Raw genomic sequence first — 15378 nt, 5'->3', positions numbered from 1 at the left:
GGCGCGGCGGCGCCGCCCGCCTAGCGGAAGATCAGGAAAGCGGCCGCCGAGATCAGCATGTTGAGCACGATGACCGCGAGCGAGGAGTTCACGACCGCGCGCGTCGTCGCCCAGCCCACGCCCTCGCTGCCGCCGAAGGTCGACAGGCCGGAGTGGCCGGAGACCACCGGGATCGCGGCGCCGTAGGCCACGCACTTCGCGAGGCCGGTCGCGAGATCACCCGCGTCGACGAGGCTGACGTTCATGAACGTCTCGGGGCTGACGTCGAACATGCTGTACGCGGTGATCATCCCGGTGGCGAAGGAGACCGCGGCGCTCCAGACGATGAGGCACGTGGTCATGAGGACGCTCGCGATGAACCGCGGCTTGATGAGGTAGTCGATCGGATCGGCCGCGCACATGCGGAGCGCGTCGACCTGCTCGGTCACCACCATCGAGCCGATCTCGGCGGCGATGCCCGCGCCGACCCGCGTGGCGAGCATCAGCGCGGCGATCGAGGCGGCGAGATCGCGGACGAGCAGCTCGAGGTACGTCGCGCCGAGCATGGTCAGATCCGGGATGACCCGCTTCGCCTGCTGGCCGGCCTGGAAGACCATGATCATCCCGATGAAGCCCATCACGACCGTCAGGAAGAACAGCGACTTGTTGCCGATCTCGTACATCTGTTGGAGCACCGCGCCCGGCTCGCGGCGCCCCTTCGCGCAGTAGTAAAGCGTGCTCACGAATACCGAGTAGAGCTCGCGCGCCGACCGGAAGAGGGACAGCGCGGCGGCGCCGAGCGCGGCGACGCCGGACGCCTCCGGCGCGAGATCCCTGAGCTCGCTCGAGGGCGGGCCGGCGCTCGGGCGATCGGGGGAGCTCTTGTCCGGGGAGGGCATGCGCGGCGCCGCCGATCAGTCGAGCGTGAACGAGACGAAGTAGTCGAGGATGAAGATGCCGGCGGCCGAGGCGACGACGGTCGCGTTGACCGCGCGGCCGACGCCGGGCGCGCCGCCGGTCACGCCGAGGCCGTACTGGCAGCTCGAGAGCGCGAGCACGACGCCGAAGACGACGCTCTTGACGAGGCCGCTCGTGACGTCGCCGATGTCGAGCAGCCCGCTCGTGAGGCCGTTGTAGAAGACGGCCGGCGCGACGCCGAGGAGGAGATCGCCGGTCAGCGCGGCGCCCAGCAGGGCGAGCGCGTCGGCGAAGATCACCGAGAGGAGCAGCGTCAGCACCATCGCGAGGAAGCGCGGGGCGATGAGGAAGCTCACCGGGTCGATGGCGAGGACGCGGAGCGCGTCGATCTGCTCGGTGACGACCATGGTGCCGAGCTCGGCGGTGTTGTTGGCGCCGACGCGGCCGTTGATCATGAGCGCCGTGAGCAGCGGGGCGATCTCGCGGAGCGTGCCGAAGCCGGCGCCCCAGCCGAGCAGGCCGTGCGCGCCGAAGCGCTCGACCAGCGGCGCCGCCTGGATGACCATGATCGCGCCGGTGAAGAGGGCGGTCACGATGACGATGGGCATCGACTTGACGCCCATCCTGTAGAGGTTGCGCATGAACTCGGCGCCATCGACGCGGAGCGTGGCCACGCGCGCCGCGATCTTGCCCGCGAGCACGGCCATGCCGCCCACGGTGGCGGCGATCTGGAGGAACGAGCCGCCGAGCTGGTGGACGCCGGAGGGCTCCTGCGCGAGCGGCGCGCGCGGCCGCTTCATGGGTGGCGCGGGCGGCGCGCCGGACGAGGCGAGCGCGCCGCCGCCGTGAGCGCGCGCGGCGGTGCCTGGGCCAGCAGGAGACGTCATGGGAGACCGGAGCTTAGCCCAAGGCCCCCGGGGAGCGCGGCGCGATCTGGCGCCCCGAGAGGCCGACGCCCGAGAGGTCGAGACCGCTACCCAAACAGGAGATCGTCCTCTACCTGAAATGTGCCCGCCTCACCCCGAGGCCGTCCCGTGCGATGGCGAACGCGCGCTCCTGCGCGCAATGCCGGCGCGCCTCGCCGGAGGAGCGCGCCGGCCCGGAGGCGGGCTGTCGGCGACGATGTCCGGTCCCTGGTGGAGCGAGCCTGGTGAAGAGCAGAGAAGCAGATGCGATGTCCCCTCATGAGGGCGCGGGCGCGTCGACGGGCGAGATCCGGGCTGGCCTCCTCGACGACGGCCGGACGTTCGCCGTCCTCTCGGCGGCGACGTTCGCGCTGAAGGCGATCTTCGTGAAGCTCGCCTACGCGGCGCACCCCGTCGACGCGGTGACGCTGCTCGCGCTGCGGATGGGCATCGCGCTGCCGTTCTTCCTGTGGCTCGCCCGGAGGGAGCGCGGCGCCGCCGAAGGGCCCCTGACGCCCCGCCTCTGGGGAGGTGTGCTGATCGTCGGGTTCGTCGGATATTACCTCTCCAGCCTGTTCGACTTCATCGGGCTCACGTACATCAGCACCGGCCTCGAGCGGCTGATCCTGTTCGTGTATCCGACGCTCGTCCTCCTGATCGGCGCGGCGTGGCTGAAGCAGCCGGTGCGCGGGAAGGCCTGGGGAGCGCTCGCCGTGTGTTATCTCGGGCTCGCGGCGGCGGTCTGGCACGATCTCGAGCAAACCGGAGACGTGCGGGTCGTCGCCGTCGGCGGAGCGTGGGTGTTCGCGAGCTCGGTGACGTACGCGCTCTACTACATCGGCGTCGGCAAGCTCGCCTCCAGGGTCGGCTCGACGCGCCTCGCCGCCTACTGCGGGGCGGCCTCGTGCCTGATGGTGCTCGCGCACTACGCGGTGACGGGGAGCCCGGCCAGGCTGGGCGAGCTCCCGGCGTCGGTGTGGGGGTACGCGGCGGCGATGGCGACGATCAGCACGGTGCTCCCCATCGTGCTGCTCGCCGCCGCCATCCGGCGGCTCGGCGCGGGCCGCGCGGCGACGTTCTCGACGCTCGGCCCGGTGCTCACGATCGCGTTCTCCTGGGTCATCCTGGGCGAGCCGGCCACGTGGCAGCAGGTCGCCGGGCTCGTGCTGGTGGTGGGCGGCGTGACCTGGCTCGGCAAGTCGAAGTGAACCTGCACCCCGCTCGGGAGCGCCGGGGCCGGGGGGCGCGGCGCATGCCTGCCGCGAGGTCAGGCGTCGTGCACCGCGGGGCGAGGCCCTGGTGAGCCGCCGCCGAAGAGCTCGCTCCGGACGCGATCGCGCTCGCGTTCGAGCTGCTCGGACGTCGCGCCCAGCCGCACGAGGAGGCGCTCGGTCATCGAGAACGCGACCTCCGCCTCGCCTGTCACCACGACGTCCGCTCCCGCCTTCTTCAGCGCGGTCACCTCGCGCAGGTAGAAGGCGCGGGCGAGGACGAACAGCCGCGGGTTCACGCCCTTCGCCTGCTCGATGACGCCGTCCCCGGGCGCGCCGGCCGCCGTGAACAGCAGGCTGTCCGCCGTCCCGACCCCGGCCCGCTCGAGGATCTCCCGCTGCGTGGCGTCGCCGTAGATCGCGCGGATGCCCTGGTCCTGCAGCTGCTTCACCGTGTCGAGGTTCAGCTCGACGACGGTCGGCGCGATGCCGTTCTCACGGAGCAGCCGCGTCAGCGTCTTCCCGACAGGGCCGTAGCCCACCACGACCGTGCGGTGGGCGTGCTCGTCCACCGGAGCGACCTCGGCTGCCGCCTCGCGCCGCAGGAAGAGCGCCGACGTCCATCGCGCGAGGCGATCCCGGAGGCCGAAGAGCACCGGGTTCAGCGTGATCGACACGATGGCGGCGGCGACGAGCGCCTGCTCGGCCTCGACCGGGAGGACGCCGAGCTTCTTGCCGAGCGCCGCGAGGATGAACGAGAACTCCCCGATCTGCGCGAGCGAGAGGGCCACGGCGAAGCCGGTCTGGAGGGGGCGGCGGAGCAGCGTCGTCACCGCGAGCGCGGCGAGCGGCTTGCCGATCAGCACCACCGCGAGCGTCCCCGCGGCCAGCTGCCAGCCCACGGCGAGCTGCGCCGGGTCGAGGTGCATCCCCACCGAGACGAAGAACAGCACGGCGAACGCGTCGCGCATCGGGAGCGCCTCCGACGCGGCGCGCGAGCTGAAGTCGGACTGGCCGACGACCAGGCCGCCGAGGAAGGCGCCGAGCGCCATCGACGATCCGAAGAGAATGGCCGAGCCCACGGCGACGCCGAGCGCGACGACGAGCACCGTCAGCGTGAAGAGCTCCCGCGAGCCGGTCTTCGCCACGTACCCGAGCAGCGCGGGGATGACGCGCTGTCCGACGATGAAGATGAACGCCACGAGCCCGGCGAGCTTCAGGACCGCGATCCCCACGGACACGGCGACGCCCGCCGCGCCCGCGCCCGCGGCTTCGCCCATCACGGCGGGGAGCAGCACGAGCACCAGCACGGTGAAGACGTCCTCGAGCACGAGCCAGCCGATGGCGAGGTGGCCAGCGGGGGTGTGCAGGACGTCGTTGTCGCTGAGGACCCGCGTGAGCACGACGGTGCTCGCCACCGAGATGGCGACGCCGAAGACGACCGCCGCGCCCCACGTCCAGCCCGCGGCGCGGCCGACCATGGCGCCGAGCGCCGTGGCGACCGCGATCTGGATGAGGGCGCCGGGCACGGCCACCTTGCGCACGGCGAGGAGCTCGCGGACGTGGAACTGCAGGCCGACCCCGAACATCAGCAGGATGACCCCGATCTCCGCGAGCTGGTCCGCGAGCCGCTTGTCCGCCACGAACCCCGGGGTGAAGGGGCCGACGAGGAGGCCGGCCAGCAGGTAGCCCACGATGGGAGAGAGCCTCAGGCGCTGGGTGACGAAGCCGAGCGCCAGGGCTGCGGTGAGCCCGCCCGTGATCGTGAGGATGAGGTCGAGTTCGTGCGGCATGTCCGGGTCTAGCGCTTTCCGTCGCCGGCCGCCGCATCGCGGTGCGGCGCCGCCGGCGATCGCGAGCGCGGCCTGGACCGCTCGCTTCTGCTTACATATTCACTTATTACACGCCCACGACGCCGATGGCCTCGTACGCCTCGATGATGTGCGGCTCCTCCCTGGCCTTGGCGACCCACGCCTGCATCGCGGGCAGCCCGAGGATCGACGCCACGTAGCGCCGGGAGACGGCGTCGAGCTCGACGCCGTACGTGTCGAACCGCGTCGCGACCGGCGCGTACATGGCGTCCGCCACGCTGAAGCGCCCGAACAGGAACTCGCCTCCCTGGCCGAAGCGCGATCGGCAGTCGTTCCATATCACCTGGACGCGCGCGATGTCCTCCGACGCCGCGTCGGTGATCGCCACGCCCTGGATCTTCCGCCGCACGTTCATCGGCAGCGCGGTGCGGAGCGCGGTGAAGCTGCTCGCCATCTCGGCGCTCACCGATCGCGCGACGGCGCGCGCGTCGCGCGCCTCCGGCCAGAGCTTCGCCGCGGGGAAGATCTCCGCCGCATACTCGGCGATCGCGAGCGACTCCCAGATCGTGAGCGCCCCGTGCTGCAAGGCCGGCACCTTGCCCGACGGAGAGTAACGCTGGATCTCGAGCGTGCGCGTGCCCGGCGCCCGGAGGGGGATCACCACCTCTTCGAAATCGGCGCCAGCCTGCTTCAGGGCGAGCCAGGCCCGGAGCGACCACGAGGAATAGGTCCTGTTCCCGATATAGAGGGTGAGCTCAGCCATCTGCGGAGTCTACCACCGCGGTCGACACGCGCGGCGGCGGCCGCGTCGACGGCGCGCTCACCGCGCTCGTCGCGCCAGCTCGCCCCCGAACACCTCGCTCGCCAGCGCCTCCACCGCCATGCGGACCGCCTCGTCGCTCGTGTGGCGCACCCGGAAGCCCAGCGCCGCCAGCTTGCCAGGATCCATCCGTGATCGCGGCACGTCCCCAGGCCACCCGCGCTCGCCTCCCTGATACCGGATCACCGCGTCCGGATAGGGCGACGCCGCCACGCACAGCTCCGCGATGCGCGAGACGCTCGTCGTGTCCTCGGGCGCGAGGTTGTAGATGTTGAGCCGCTCCCTGGCCTGATCGAAGCCGAACAGGATCCCCTCCGCGCAGTCCCGGACATCGAGGTACGGCTTCGACTGGCGCCCATCGCCGAGCACCTCGAGCTCCGTCCGCCGATCGCGCAGCTTCTTCAGGAAATCGAGCGCCGCGCCGTGCGTCCCGCGCGGCCCGACGACGTTGCCGAAGCGGTAGATCCACGCCGTGAGGCCGAAGCACTCGACATAGGCGCTGATGAGCGCCTCGCCCGCGAGCTTGCTCGCGCCGTAGAGCGAGATGGGCAAGGCGCCGAGATCGCCCTCCGCGCACCGACGCGCGGTGTCGCCGTAGACCGTCCCGGAGGACGAGAAGATCAGCCGGCCGACGGCCGTCCGCCGCATCGCCTCGAGCACGTTGTACGTCGCGATGGTGCCCTGATCGAGGTCGAGCCGCGTCCGCGCGAGCCCCCAGCGCGCCTCGGGGTTCGCCGCGAGGTGCACGACGAGGTCGTGGCCCGCCATGGCCTCGGTGAGCCGCTCCAGATCGAGGGCGTCGGCCTCGACGAGCGCCGCGCGCCCGGAGGCGAGGTGCGGCGCCACGAACGCGCGGCGCCCGACAGAGAGGTTGTCGTAGATCGTCACGGGGCCGCGCTCGACCAGGCGATCGGTAAGGTGGCTCCCGATGAACCCGGCGCCGCCGACGACGAACGACCTGAGCTCCGTCATCGCGCGTCTCCCGCGGCTCCCGCGATCCCCGAGGCCAGGCGCTCGATCCGCGCCGCGAACTGGAGGCGATCCTGGGTCACGAGGCGGAACGGCAGATCGTGGATCCGGAGCGGCCACTCGAGGCCGGTGATGCGACCGCCCGCGCCGCGCACGAGATCGACGAGCCCGCCCGGCGTGAAATAGGTGCCCCGCACCTCGACGCCGGGCGCGGCGTTCCCGGCGAGATCCATCCAGAGCAGCACGCGCTCCGAGACCGGGCCGAACCGGAAGTGATCCTTGAGCGCGACGACGCGGGACGCGACCCGCAGCGCCTCGGCGAGCAGCGCGCCGGGGCGCGCGGCGTGGTGCAGCACGTCGGAGAGGAGCACCGCCTCGAACTCCGCGTCGGGGAAGGGGAGGCGCTCGCCGTCATAGCCGATGACCGGCAGCGCCGCCCCGGGACGCGCCTTCACGTCCACGCCGACGACGCGGGGCGCCCCGACCAGGCGCGCGACCTCCAGCGCGACCGTGCCGTCGCCCGCGCCCACGTCGAGCAGCGACGCCGCAGGGCCCACCTGCGCGGCCAGCGCCCGCGCGACGCGGCCCACGCGCGGAACGTGGACCAGGCGATGGTGCAAGGAGAACAAGGCGCGCTCTAGGACCGTCATCGTGCATCCGAGCCCCGGCGCCGCCCGCGCCGGAGAGCCGCGCCACGCTAGTCGAGCGCCCGAGGACCGGCAACGCCCGGGGCCGGACACGCGCCGCCGGAGCCCCAGGCGGCCTCGTGAGCGCGATGAGCTAGGACGCCGCGGCATGGCAGGACAGCGACGACATCGCGAGATAACGACATCTCTCGAGGGCGCTTCTCAGGGCGCCCCGGGCTGCGTGGACACCGCGCCGCCGCGCTCCGCCGCGCGTGGCAGGGCCGCACAGCGCGGTCCTCGTTACGCCCCACCCGAATGGGCGCCTGCTCCGAAACAACCACTCTTCCATGGTCTGCGACAATGACGGTCCGCGGCGCGCGCCTCTCTCCGTTCTCGCGCCGCTCACGCTTGACCGATTCGCGTCATCGAACATAGCTGATCGATGATCGGAGCGCGCGGAAAGGGGCTTGTGAGGTGCGGTGGTTGCCGGCTCGTTCTGGCATCTCTCTGGTTCGCCATTTCAGGGTGCAGCGGAGAGACTGGAGACAAGGAGGCGGGCCACGACACTGCCCCTCCAGACGACTCGGAGCCAGGCGAAGCGACGTTCGCGCCAGCGGAGGCCACGGAGCTCTGGTTCGTGGAGTTCGAGCGAGCGCCGGCCGCGAGGGACAGCGGGGGCGACCGCGTCAAGCGCCTTATCGAGGAGGAGCGGGAGCTCTTCCGGCGAGCCGCCGCGGCCCGCGGGCTCCGGTACAAACAACGATTCTCGTTCGAGGAGCTCTGGAACGGCCTCTCCGTCCGGGTCGCGCAGGAGAGCTCCGCCGCGCTCGCGGACATGCCCGGGGTCAAGGCCGTCTACCCCGTGGTGCCGGTGGAGCTCGACACCACGCGCGCGGCGCCGACGGTCGACCCGGACCTCGCCGTCGCAGGCGAGATGTCGGGCGCGGACGTCGTGCGCCGAGAGCTCGGCGTGACCGGCGAGGGAATCCGCGTCGGCGTGATCGACAGCGGCATCGACTACAATCACCCCGATCTCGGAGGCTGCTTCGGCCCGGGCTGCCGCGTGGCGTTTGGCTACGATTTCGTCGGCGACGATTTCGTCGCCGGCGACCCGAGCAAGCCGCCCGTGCCCGACGGACAGCCCGACGATTGCCTGGGCCATGGCACGCACGTCGCCGGCATCATCGGGGCGAACGGGGTCGTGCAGGGCGTGGCCCCGGACGTGACCTTCGGCGCTTACCGCGTGTTCGGCTGCCGCGGCGGCTCTCGCGCGGACATCATCCTCAAGGCGATGGAGCGGGCAGCCAGCGACGGCATGCACGTCATCAACATCAGCATCGGAACGCCGTTCCAGTGGCCTGACTACCCGACGGCGGCGGCGGCGAGCGCGCTCGTCGGGCGCGGCGTCGTGGTCGTCGCGTCGATCGGCAACAGCGGCGAGAAGGGGCTCTGGGCCGCCGGCGCGCCCGGCGTGGGAGAGGCGGTCATCGGCACCGCGTCCGTCGACAGCTCCCGCGTCACCACCCTGTCGTTCACCGTCTCGCCGGGCGACGCCGTGATCGGCTACGCTCGCGCCGCCGGGAGCCCGCCCGCGCCGCTCTCGGGCAGCGCCGCTCTCGCGCGCACGGGGACGATCACCAGCGCGCGCGACGCGTGCGCCGCTCTCCCCGCCGGCAGCCTCGCGGGCCAGATCGCGCTCGTCCGGCGCGGCGGCTGCTCGTTCCACCTGAAGGCCGCGCGCGCGCAGGCCGCGGGCGCCGTCGGCGTCGTGCTCTACAACGACCGGGCCGGGGCGATGAGCCCGTCCGTGGAGGGCGACGACCCGATCACCATCCCTGTCGTGGGGATCGCGCAGGCGGACGGCGAGCTCCTCAACGCGCGCCTCGACGCCGGGCCCGTGACCCAGAGCTGGACCCATCGGGCCGTGGCCGCGCGGAACGGCACCGCGGGCCTCGTCTCCCGCTTCAGCTCGTACGGCCTGAGCGCGGCGCTGTCCTTCAAGCCCGATCTCGCGGCGCCCGGCGGCACGATCTACTCGACGGTGCCGATCGAGCAAGGCTCGTACGACACGCTCAGCGGGACGTCGATGGCGGCGCCGCACGTGGCCGGGGCCGTCGCGCTCCTGCTCGCCGCGCGCCCGGAGCTGTCCGCGGCGCGCGTGCGCGACGTCCTGCAGAACACCGCGGTCCCCGCGCCGTGGAGCGGAGATCTGGGCGCCGGCGTGCCGGAGAGCGCGCATCGGCAGGGCGCAGGGGTGATCCGCGTCGACCGGGCGATCCGCGCGACCACCATGATCATCCCTGGAAAGCTCTCGCTGGGAGAGAGCGAGGCCGGCCCCGCCGCGCGCACGCTGACGCTCGAGAACTCGAGCGGGCACGACGTCACCTACGACCTGGCGCACGTGCCCGCGGCGTGCGCGACCGCGGGCGACCACTGGGCGCCGGCGAGCGCCACGACCGGCGCCGCGCGCGTCGATTTCAGCGCCGCGAGCGTCACGGTGCCCGCCGCCGGGAGCGCGACCGTCTCCGTCACGGTCACGGCGAGCGACGCGCTCGCGGAAGGCGGCCTGTTCGGCGGCTACCTCGTGTTCACGCCGCGGGGCGGCGCGGCCGACGGCCTGCTGCGGGTGCCGTATGCGGGCTTCAAGGGCGATTATCAGAGCCTGCCCGTCCTCAAGCCGTCGGGTCTCGGGGCTCCGTGGCTCGGCAAGCTGAGCGGGACGCGCCTGACCCAGCAGCCGCGCGGCGCGGCCTACACGCTGCAGTCGGACGACGTGCCGTATGTGGTCGTCCACCTCGATCACGGCGCGGAGCGCCTGACGCTGGACATCGTCGACGCCGCCACGGCGAAGCCGTGGGGGCGCGCGCTGATGCTGTCCCACGTCGGTCAGAGCGCTTCCGCGACGTCGGTCACGCGGTACGGATGGAAGGGCACGACGACGCTCGACGGGAGGCTGACCGTCGTCCCGGACGGGGATTACCTGATCAAGCTCCGCGCGCTCCGTGCGCTCGGCGATCCGGACAACGAGGCGCACTGGGAGACGTGGACGTCGCCTGTCGTCACCCTCGATCGGCCGTGACGGGTCCGCTCATGGCGCCTTCGCTCATGGCGCCTTGTAGACGAGCACCGGCCAGAGCCGGCGCGCGACGCGCACGAGGTCGCGTTGCGCCCGCATGACCGCGCCGATGTCCTTGTAGGCCGAGGGCGCCTCCTCGCGCAGCCGGTCCGCGAGGCGGTGGTCGAACCACACGCCCTCGGCCTCTCGCAGCAGCTGCCGCGCGCCGATGCGGCGGCGCGCCTCGCCCCGCGGCAGCGCGCGCCCGGCGCCGTGCGCCGACGAGCCGAGCGCCTCGGGGTGGCCGCGCCCCTCGACGTGGAAGCTCGGGCTCCCCATCGACCCGGGCACGACGCCGAGCTCCCCCTCGCGGAGCCCCATGGCTCCCTTGCGGTGCACCCACAGCGCGCGTCCGCCGTGCTCCTCGCGCCGGACGTGGTTGTGATCGACCTCGACGCGCGACGACGCGTCGGCGTCGACGCCGAACAGCTCGGCGAAGAGCGAGAGGGCCTCGGTGACCATCCGTGCGCGGCTCGCCCGCGCGTACCTTCCGGCCCAGGCGGCGTCATCGAGGTACGCGCGCCCGGCTTCGCTGTCGGCGTCGAGGAAGCGGACGCCCGACGCGTCGCGCGCCGCGAGCGCCTCGTGGTGCTGCCGGATCGCGGGGCCCATGGCGCGCGAGCCGCTATGGAGGAGCAGCCACAGCGCGCCCTCCTCGTCGCGTTGCACCTCCAGGAAATGGTTGCCCCGGCCGAGCGTGCCCAGCTCCATCCGGCCCTCGCGGTGCTTCATCGCCTCGAGGCGAGGCGCGGCGAGCCGCGCCTCGGCGAGATCGCCGGGCAGCGGCGGGGCGCCGGCGGCGGGGCGCAACAGGTGCGGGACGCGGCGGCACAGCGCGGAGAGGAGCTGCGCCGCGCGATCGCGATCCGCGAGCAGATCGGCGTCCGCGCGGAGCCGCAGCGCGACCATGCCGCAGCCGATGTCGCCGCCGACCGCCGCCGGCAGGAGGCGGCGGGTCGTGGCGGTCACCGTGCCGACGCACACGTCGTCGGCCACGTGCGCGTCCGGCATGACCGCGATGTGCGCGACGTCTTCGGTGCGCGCGAGCCGCGAGAGCGACGCGCTGAGCGCCGCGCTCGCGCCCTCCGGGAGCCACGCGGAGATGCGCGCGCTCACGGCTCTCCCTCCGGCGGCAGCACCTGAAACGCGAGCGTCGGCGCGCGCTTGCGGGTGATCGCCCCTGCGACCTCCGAGCGCACGTAGCCCGCCACCTTCTCCAGCCGCGCCGCCGCCACTTCCGGCGGCGTGCCAGGCCTGACCTGCACGACCACCGCGAGCCGGCTGGCGTCCGGCGCCGGCTCCACACCCATCACCCAGACGCCCTGGAGGACGTCGTCGCGGAGCGCGGCGAGCGCGTCGCTCACCGCCTCCTGCACCTGACGGCAGAGCTGGCGCTCCTTGCGCTGCGCGTTCCGCGCCGCCGTCCCACCGAACAACGAACCTGCATCCACGACGGAGCGCGCGCTTTCGCGGCTCCGCGATCGATCTTTGCCCATGCCATGCTCCCGAGGGCGTGGTGACGCACCTACGCGTCGGCCGCGCGGTTCCAGCGACACGCGAGATGAGCTCGGGGATGTGAGCCTCGCCGGCGCGCTCAGCGGCGCGTCAGGCCGAGGCTCGTCGATGCAATGGGGTGCATGGCGGGCCTCCTTCGCCGCGTAGGGTGCACGAGCGAGGGCCGAGGCGCAAGGCGCGCCCCGGCTGCGCTCCCGGCGGGGTGATCGCCGGTGATCGCGCTAGATGGCCTGCTGGCGATGATGCGCCGGCGCCGCGCACTGGTACTTGGCGACCCTGGCGACGACGCGGAGCATCCGGCGCATGACGAGCCTCCCGAGCGGCGCCGTCAGCGCGTCCAGGAGGAACAGCCGCCGCCTCGTCCGCGTGTCGGTCGCGCGGATGCGCGCCTCGTACGCGAGCAGCGTCCGGCGCTGTCCGTAGGGCATCACGACGAAGCTCGCCGCCGCCTTGAAGTGACCGGCGCAGTCGAACGACTTGAACTCGGCGCCGGTCCGCCTCGTGAACAGGCCCTCCACGCTGAACAGGCGCGCGATCGAGCCGATGACGATCTCGGATCCCTCCTTTTCGGCGAGCTTGGACTGGCCGTAATCCTCGATGTTCTGGAGCGACATCCGCGCGCGCGCCGGGAGCGGCGCGAGGCGGAGCCTGCGCCGGGCGCGCCGCACGGCGGCCAGGCGGAGCGCGAAGACCGCGCGCAGCAGGAGAGAGCGGCTCCTCGCGAAATCCACCCTCTTCAGCGTGGCGTACGTCACCTCCGGTGGCGCCATCACCACGATCGCGTGGTTCATGACGATATCGGCTTCCGGCAGGATATGCTCGAGCAGCGTGGGGCTGGCGCCGGAGCGCTGCGGACACCCGTGCGAGGCATCCGTCGTGGCTTGCTCTCCGCCCTGTCGGCTCTCACCCTGTTCCGTCGAGATGGTCTGCATGGCGAACTACCCCCTGCGGGTGTTCATTGGGCAGTCTCGACGGAACGCCAGCAGGGGACTCCTGCCCTTCGACTCAGCCTTTCGCGCGCCGGGAGGCCTCCGTCATGCGGTGGGCGATGCGGAACGCCATCTCGAGGGACTGGCGGTAATTCAGCCTCGGGTCGCACAGGCTCGCGTAGCGCTGGTCGAGATCGGACTCCGTGAGCCCGGCCCCGACGCACTCGGTGACATCGTCGCCCGTGAGCTCGAAGTGGACGCCGCCGAGGTGGGATCCCATGGACTCGTGCACCTCGAAGCTCCCCTCGATCTCGGTGAGGATATCCTCGAAATTCCGTGTCTTGATCCCGCCGGACGTCGTCAGTGTATTGCCGTGCATCGGGTCGGACATCCAGAGCACCTTGCGCCCGGCGGATCGCACCGCCTCGATGAGCGGCGGGAGCCCGTCGCGCACGCGGCCCGCGCCCATGCGCACGATGAGCACGATCTTGCCCGGCTCGTCCGCCGGGTTGAGCCGGTCGAGGAGGCGAATCACGTCGTCCCGGAGCGTCTTCGGGCCGAGCTTGATGCCCAGCGGGTTCTCCACGCCGCTGAAGAACTCGACGTGCGCGCCGTCCGGCTGCCGCGTGCGCTCGCCGATCCAGGGCAGGTGGGTCGTCAGGTCGTAGAAGCCGGGCCGGCGCGCGACCTTCCGCGTCTGCGCGGACTCGTAGTGCAGGTTGAGCCCTTCATGGCTCGTGAAGAACTCGACCCGCGAGAGCTCCCCGACCGGCACCTCCGCGAGCGCCTCCATGAACCGAAGGGCCTCCCCGACCTGCTCCGTCATCCGCTGGTATCGCTCGCGCAGCTCGCCGGGCAGATCCGCCCGCTCGAGGAAGCTCAGGTCCCAGTACTCCGGGTGGTGCAGATCGGCGAAGCCGCCCTCCGACAGGGAACGGATGAAATTCAGCGTGATCGCCGCGTGCTGATATCCCGTGATCATCAGGTTCGGATCGGGGCGCCGGGCGGAGGCGTCGAAGGGAGCACGATTGATGAGATCCCCGAAATAGCTGGGCAAGCTCACGCCATCGCGCGTCTCGACCGGGCTGGAGCGCGGCTTGGCGTACTGCCCGGCAAAGCGCCCGAGGCGCACCACCGGCCGGCGGGCGCCGTGCACCAGCACGAGCGACATCTGGAGCAGGATCTTCAGCTTGTTCGTGACGATGTTCGGGCGGCAGTCGTCGAGCGTCTCCGCGCAGTCTCCCCCCTGGAGCACGAACCGGCGGCCGAGCTGCGCTTCGGCCAGATAGCCTTTGAGTCGCTCGACCTCCCACGAGGTCACGAGCGGCGGTAACGCCCGGAGCTTCTCGACGGCCGCCTGGACGGCCTCGGGCTCGTCATACGGGAGGGGCGCAGCGTTGAAACGTTCACGCCATGAATCCGGCGACCAGGGTTGAGCAGGAACGTACATGAGTTGAGCCCTACTATGTCAAGGCTCCCACCTGCGCAACCCTCGGTCAACGTCATCGATTCGAGCGTGAGGCGATGGGCTCACCGACGCTGTCGTCGGCTCGCAGGCGCGGTCATCGGCTCGCAGGCGCGGTCATCGGCTCGCGGGCGCGGTCATCGGCTCGCGGGCGCGGTCATCGGCTCGCAGGCGCGGTCATCGGCTCGCAGGCGCGTCCGCCGCCCGGGGCGATGGCCCGGTGCGCGCCTCGATCGCCTGGATCGCCGCCTTGATCTCTCCCGCGATCGAGGCGCACGCCGCCGTGCAGCGGCTCATGCCCAGAAAGCCGCACCCCTTGCCCTTGCTGGTGATGAGCGGCGCGAGGACATCGATGGCGCGTCGATCGCCGTCGGTCGTCGCGCGCGCCAGCAAGGCCTGCCTCGCCTTGCAGGAGGGCGCGACCCGGAGCTCGTGGGCGATGCGCAGCGCGGGCGTCGCCCGCCCCTGGACCGCGGCCTCCGCGAGCCGCTTCGCGGCGCGCTCCTTCAGCGCGGAGCTCCCCACCGCGAGCTCGTAGAGCAGATCCGCCCCGTTGCTGCCCATGCCGCTCGCCATCAGGTCGAGCGCGGCCGAGGCCACCTCGGGCGGTCCTCCGGCGGCGCTCGAGACGATGCGCTCCACGTCGTCGTCGGCCGCCGCCCCCGGATCGAGCTCCAGCAGCCGCTTCGCCGCGGCGAGCGCGGCGGCGTGGTAAGGCGGCGGGAGCGCGTGACGCAGCATCAGCGCGCGGAAGATCGCCGGATCCTTCGGGTAGCGCGAGGCGAGCGCCTCGAGCGCGAGCACGCCGCCCGCGGTCGCCGTCGCGAGCTCGTCGGCGGGGACGGCATCGGAGGGTTTCGGCGCGACCGGACGCCGGAGGCCGGAGCTCGACGGCGTCGCGCGCTCGGCGAGCGAGGCCGCCTCGAGCCGGGAGAGGGAGACGCCGTCGCGCAGCAGCGCCGCGGCGATCACGACGGCCACGAGGGCAGCCGCGCCCGTGACAAGCCACAGCGCAGCGGGCGGCGTCCGCGCCAGCAGGGAGGGGCGCGAGCCCGAGGCGTTGCCGCCTGCGCCGAGCACGGTGGTTGTTCCCGCCTGTGCGCCCGGTCTGTCAG

General features: G+C 72.4%; 13 protein-coding genes. 2 read left to right on the top strand and 11 right to left on the bottom strand.

Annotation, left to right across the window (positions count from 1 at the left end):
* Positions 1-20 precede the first annotated feature (20 nt).
* Together WMF19_RS21285 and WMF19_RS21280 are read right to left on the bottom strand one after the other, a co-directional pair.
* On the bottom strand, positions 21-878 hold the full coding sequence (locus WMF19_RS21285; protein ID WP_437900771.1) for an MlaE family ABC transporter permease: 858 nt from the start codon (positions 876-878) through the stop codon (positions 21-23).
* 15 nt (positions 879-893) lie between these two features.
* Positions 894-1784, bottom strand: a complete 891-nt coding sequence (locus WMF19_RS21280) for an MlaE family ABC transporter permease (RefSeq protein WP_437900770.1) — start codon at positions 1782-1784, stop codon at positions 894-896.
* A gap of 287 nt (positions 1785-2071) precedes the next feature.
* On the opposite strand from WMF19_RS21280, the gene WMF19_RS21275 reads away from it, so the two are divergent.
* Positions 2072-3010 (top strand): DMT family transporter, encoded by a 939-nt coding sequence (locus tag WMF19_RS21275; RefSeq protein WP_437900769.1) that lies wholly within the window; start codon positions 2072-2074, stop codon positions 3008-3010.
* Between the two features lie 59 nt (positions 3011-3069).
* Here the strand turns inward: WMF19_RS21275 and WMF19_RS21270 are convergent, their stop codons facing one another.
* The 4 genes from WMF19_RS21270 to WMF19_RS21255 form a co-directional block, all read right to left on the bottom strand.
* Complete coding sequence (locus tag WMF19_RS21270; protein WP_437900768.1) at positions 3070-4806, bottom strand: cation:proton antiporter; 1737 nt, start codon at positions 4804-4806, stop codon at positions 3070-3072.
* A 106-nt stretch (positions 4807-4912) separates the two neighbouring features.
* Entirely contained in the window at positions 4913-5587 is a 675-nt protein-coding gene (locus WMF19_RS21265) for a glutathione S-transferase family protein (RefSeq protein ID WP_437900767.1), read from the bottom strand.
* A 57-nt stretch (positions 5588-5644) separates the two neighbouring features.
* Positions 5645-6616 carry an NAD-dependent epimerase/dehydratase family protein gene (locus tag WMF19_RS21260; protein WP_437900766.1) on the bottom strand — a complete coding sequence of 324 codons (972 nt, stop codon included), beginning with the start codon at positions 6614-6616 and terminating at the stop codon, positions 5645-5647.
* Positions 6613-7263 (bottom strand): class I SAM-dependent methyltransferase, encoded by a 651-nt coding sequence (locus tag WMF19_RS21255; RefSeq protein WP_437900765.1) that lies wholly within the window; start codon positions 7261-7263, stop codon positions 6613-6615. The genes WMF19_RS21260 and WMF19_RS21255 overlap by 4 nt, the downstream gene beginning before the upstream one ends.
* Before the next feature lie 613 nt (positions 7264-7876).
* Between WMF19_RS21255 and WMF19_RS21250 the strand changes: the two genes are divergently transcribed.
* Positions 7877-10318 (top strand): S8 family serine peptidase, encoded by a 2442-nt coding sequence (locus WMF19_RS21250; RefSeq protein ID WP_437900764.1) that lies wholly within the window; start codon positions 7877-7879, stop codon positions 10316-10318.
* 24 nt (positions 10319-10342) lie between these two features.
* Here the strand turns inward: WMF19_RS21250 and WMF19_RS21245 are convergent, their stop codons facing one another.
* The 5 genes from WMF19_RS21245 to WMF19_RS21225 form a co-directional block, all read right to left on the bottom strand.
* A complete protein-coding gene (locus tag WMF19_RS21245; protein ID WP_437900763.1) occupies positions 10343-11470 on the bottom strand; it encodes an RtcB family protein in 1128 nt (375 codons plus the stop codon).
* A complete protein-coding gene (locus WMF19_RS21240; RefSeq protein WP_437900762.1) occupies positions 11467-11790 on the bottom strand; it encodes a ribosome-binding factor A in 324 nt (107 codons plus the stop codon). The genes WMF19_RS21245 and WMF19_RS21240 overlap by 4 nt, the downstream gene beginning before the upstream one ends.
* A gap of 300 nt (positions 11791-12090) precedes the next feature.
* Entirely contained in the window at positions 12091-12801 is a 711-nt protein-coding gene (locus WMF19_RS21235) for a hypothetical protein (protein WP_437900761.1), read from the bottom strand.
* Between the two features lie 73 nt (positions 12802-12874).
* Positions 12875-14248, bottom strand: coding sequence for a 3-deoxy-7-phosphoheptulonate synthase class II (locus WMF19_RS21230; RefSeq protein WP_437900760.1), 1374 nt, complete (start codon positions 14246-14248; stop codon positions 12875-12877).
* Positions 14249-14440: 192 nt separating this feature from the next.
* Positions 14441-15343, bottom strand: a complete 903-nt coding sequence (locus WMF19_RS21225) for a hypothetical protein (protein WP_437900759.1) — start codon at positions 15341-15343, stop codon at positions 14441-14443.
* Positions 15344-15378 lie beyond the last annotated feature (35 nt).

The sequence above is a fragment of the Sorangium sp. So ce124 genome (assembly GCF_051525235.1).
In the GTDB taxonomy this organism is placed as follows: domain Bacteria; phylum Myxococcota_A; class Polyangia; order Polyangiales; family Polyangiaceae; genus Sorangium; species Sorangium atrum.
The sequence above is the reverse complement of the archived record's forward strand: the minus strand, read 5'-3'. Positions and strand labels throughout refer to the sequence as shown.

Bases quoted from the DNA above. Each gene is read 5' to 3' on its own strand.
- WMF19_RS21265 (WP_437900767.1), bottom strand. From the start codon at position 5,587: ATGGCTGAGCTCACCCTCTATATCGGGAACAGGACCTATTCCTCGTGG.
- WMF19_RS21285 (WP_437900771.1), bottom strand. From the start codon at position 878: ATGCCCTCCCCGGACAAGAGCTCCCCCGATCGCCCGAGCGCCGGCCCG.
- WMF19_RS21275 (WP_437900769.1), top strand. From the start codon at position 2,072: ATGTCCCCTCATGAGGGCGCGGGCGCGTCGACGGGCGAGATCCGGGCT.
- WMF19_RS21235 (WP_437900761.1), bottom strand. From the start codon at position 12,801: ATGCAGACCATCTCGACGGAACAGGGTGAGAGCCGACAGGGCGGAGAG.
- WMF19_RS21255 (WP_437900765.1), bottom strand. From the start codon at position 7,263: ATGACGGTCCTAGAGCGCGCCTTGTTCTCCTTGCACCATCGCCTGGTC.
- WMF19_RS21280 (WP_437900770.1), bottom strand. From the start codon at position 1,784: ATGACGTCTCCTGCTGGCCCAGGCACCGCCGCGCGCGCTCACGGCGGC.
- WMF19_RS21230 (WP_437900760.1), bottom strand. From the start codon at position 14,248: ATGTACGTTCCTGCTCAACCCTGGTCGCCGGATTCATGGCGTGAACGT.
- WMF19_RS21270 (WP_437900768.1), bottom strand. From the start codon at position 4,806: ATGCCGCACGAACTCGACCTCATCCTCACGATCACGGGCGGGCTCACC.
- WMF19_RS21260 (WP_437900766.1), bottom strand. From the start codon at position 6,616: ATGACGGAGCTCAGGTCGTTCGTCGTCGGCGGCGCCGGGTTCATCGGG.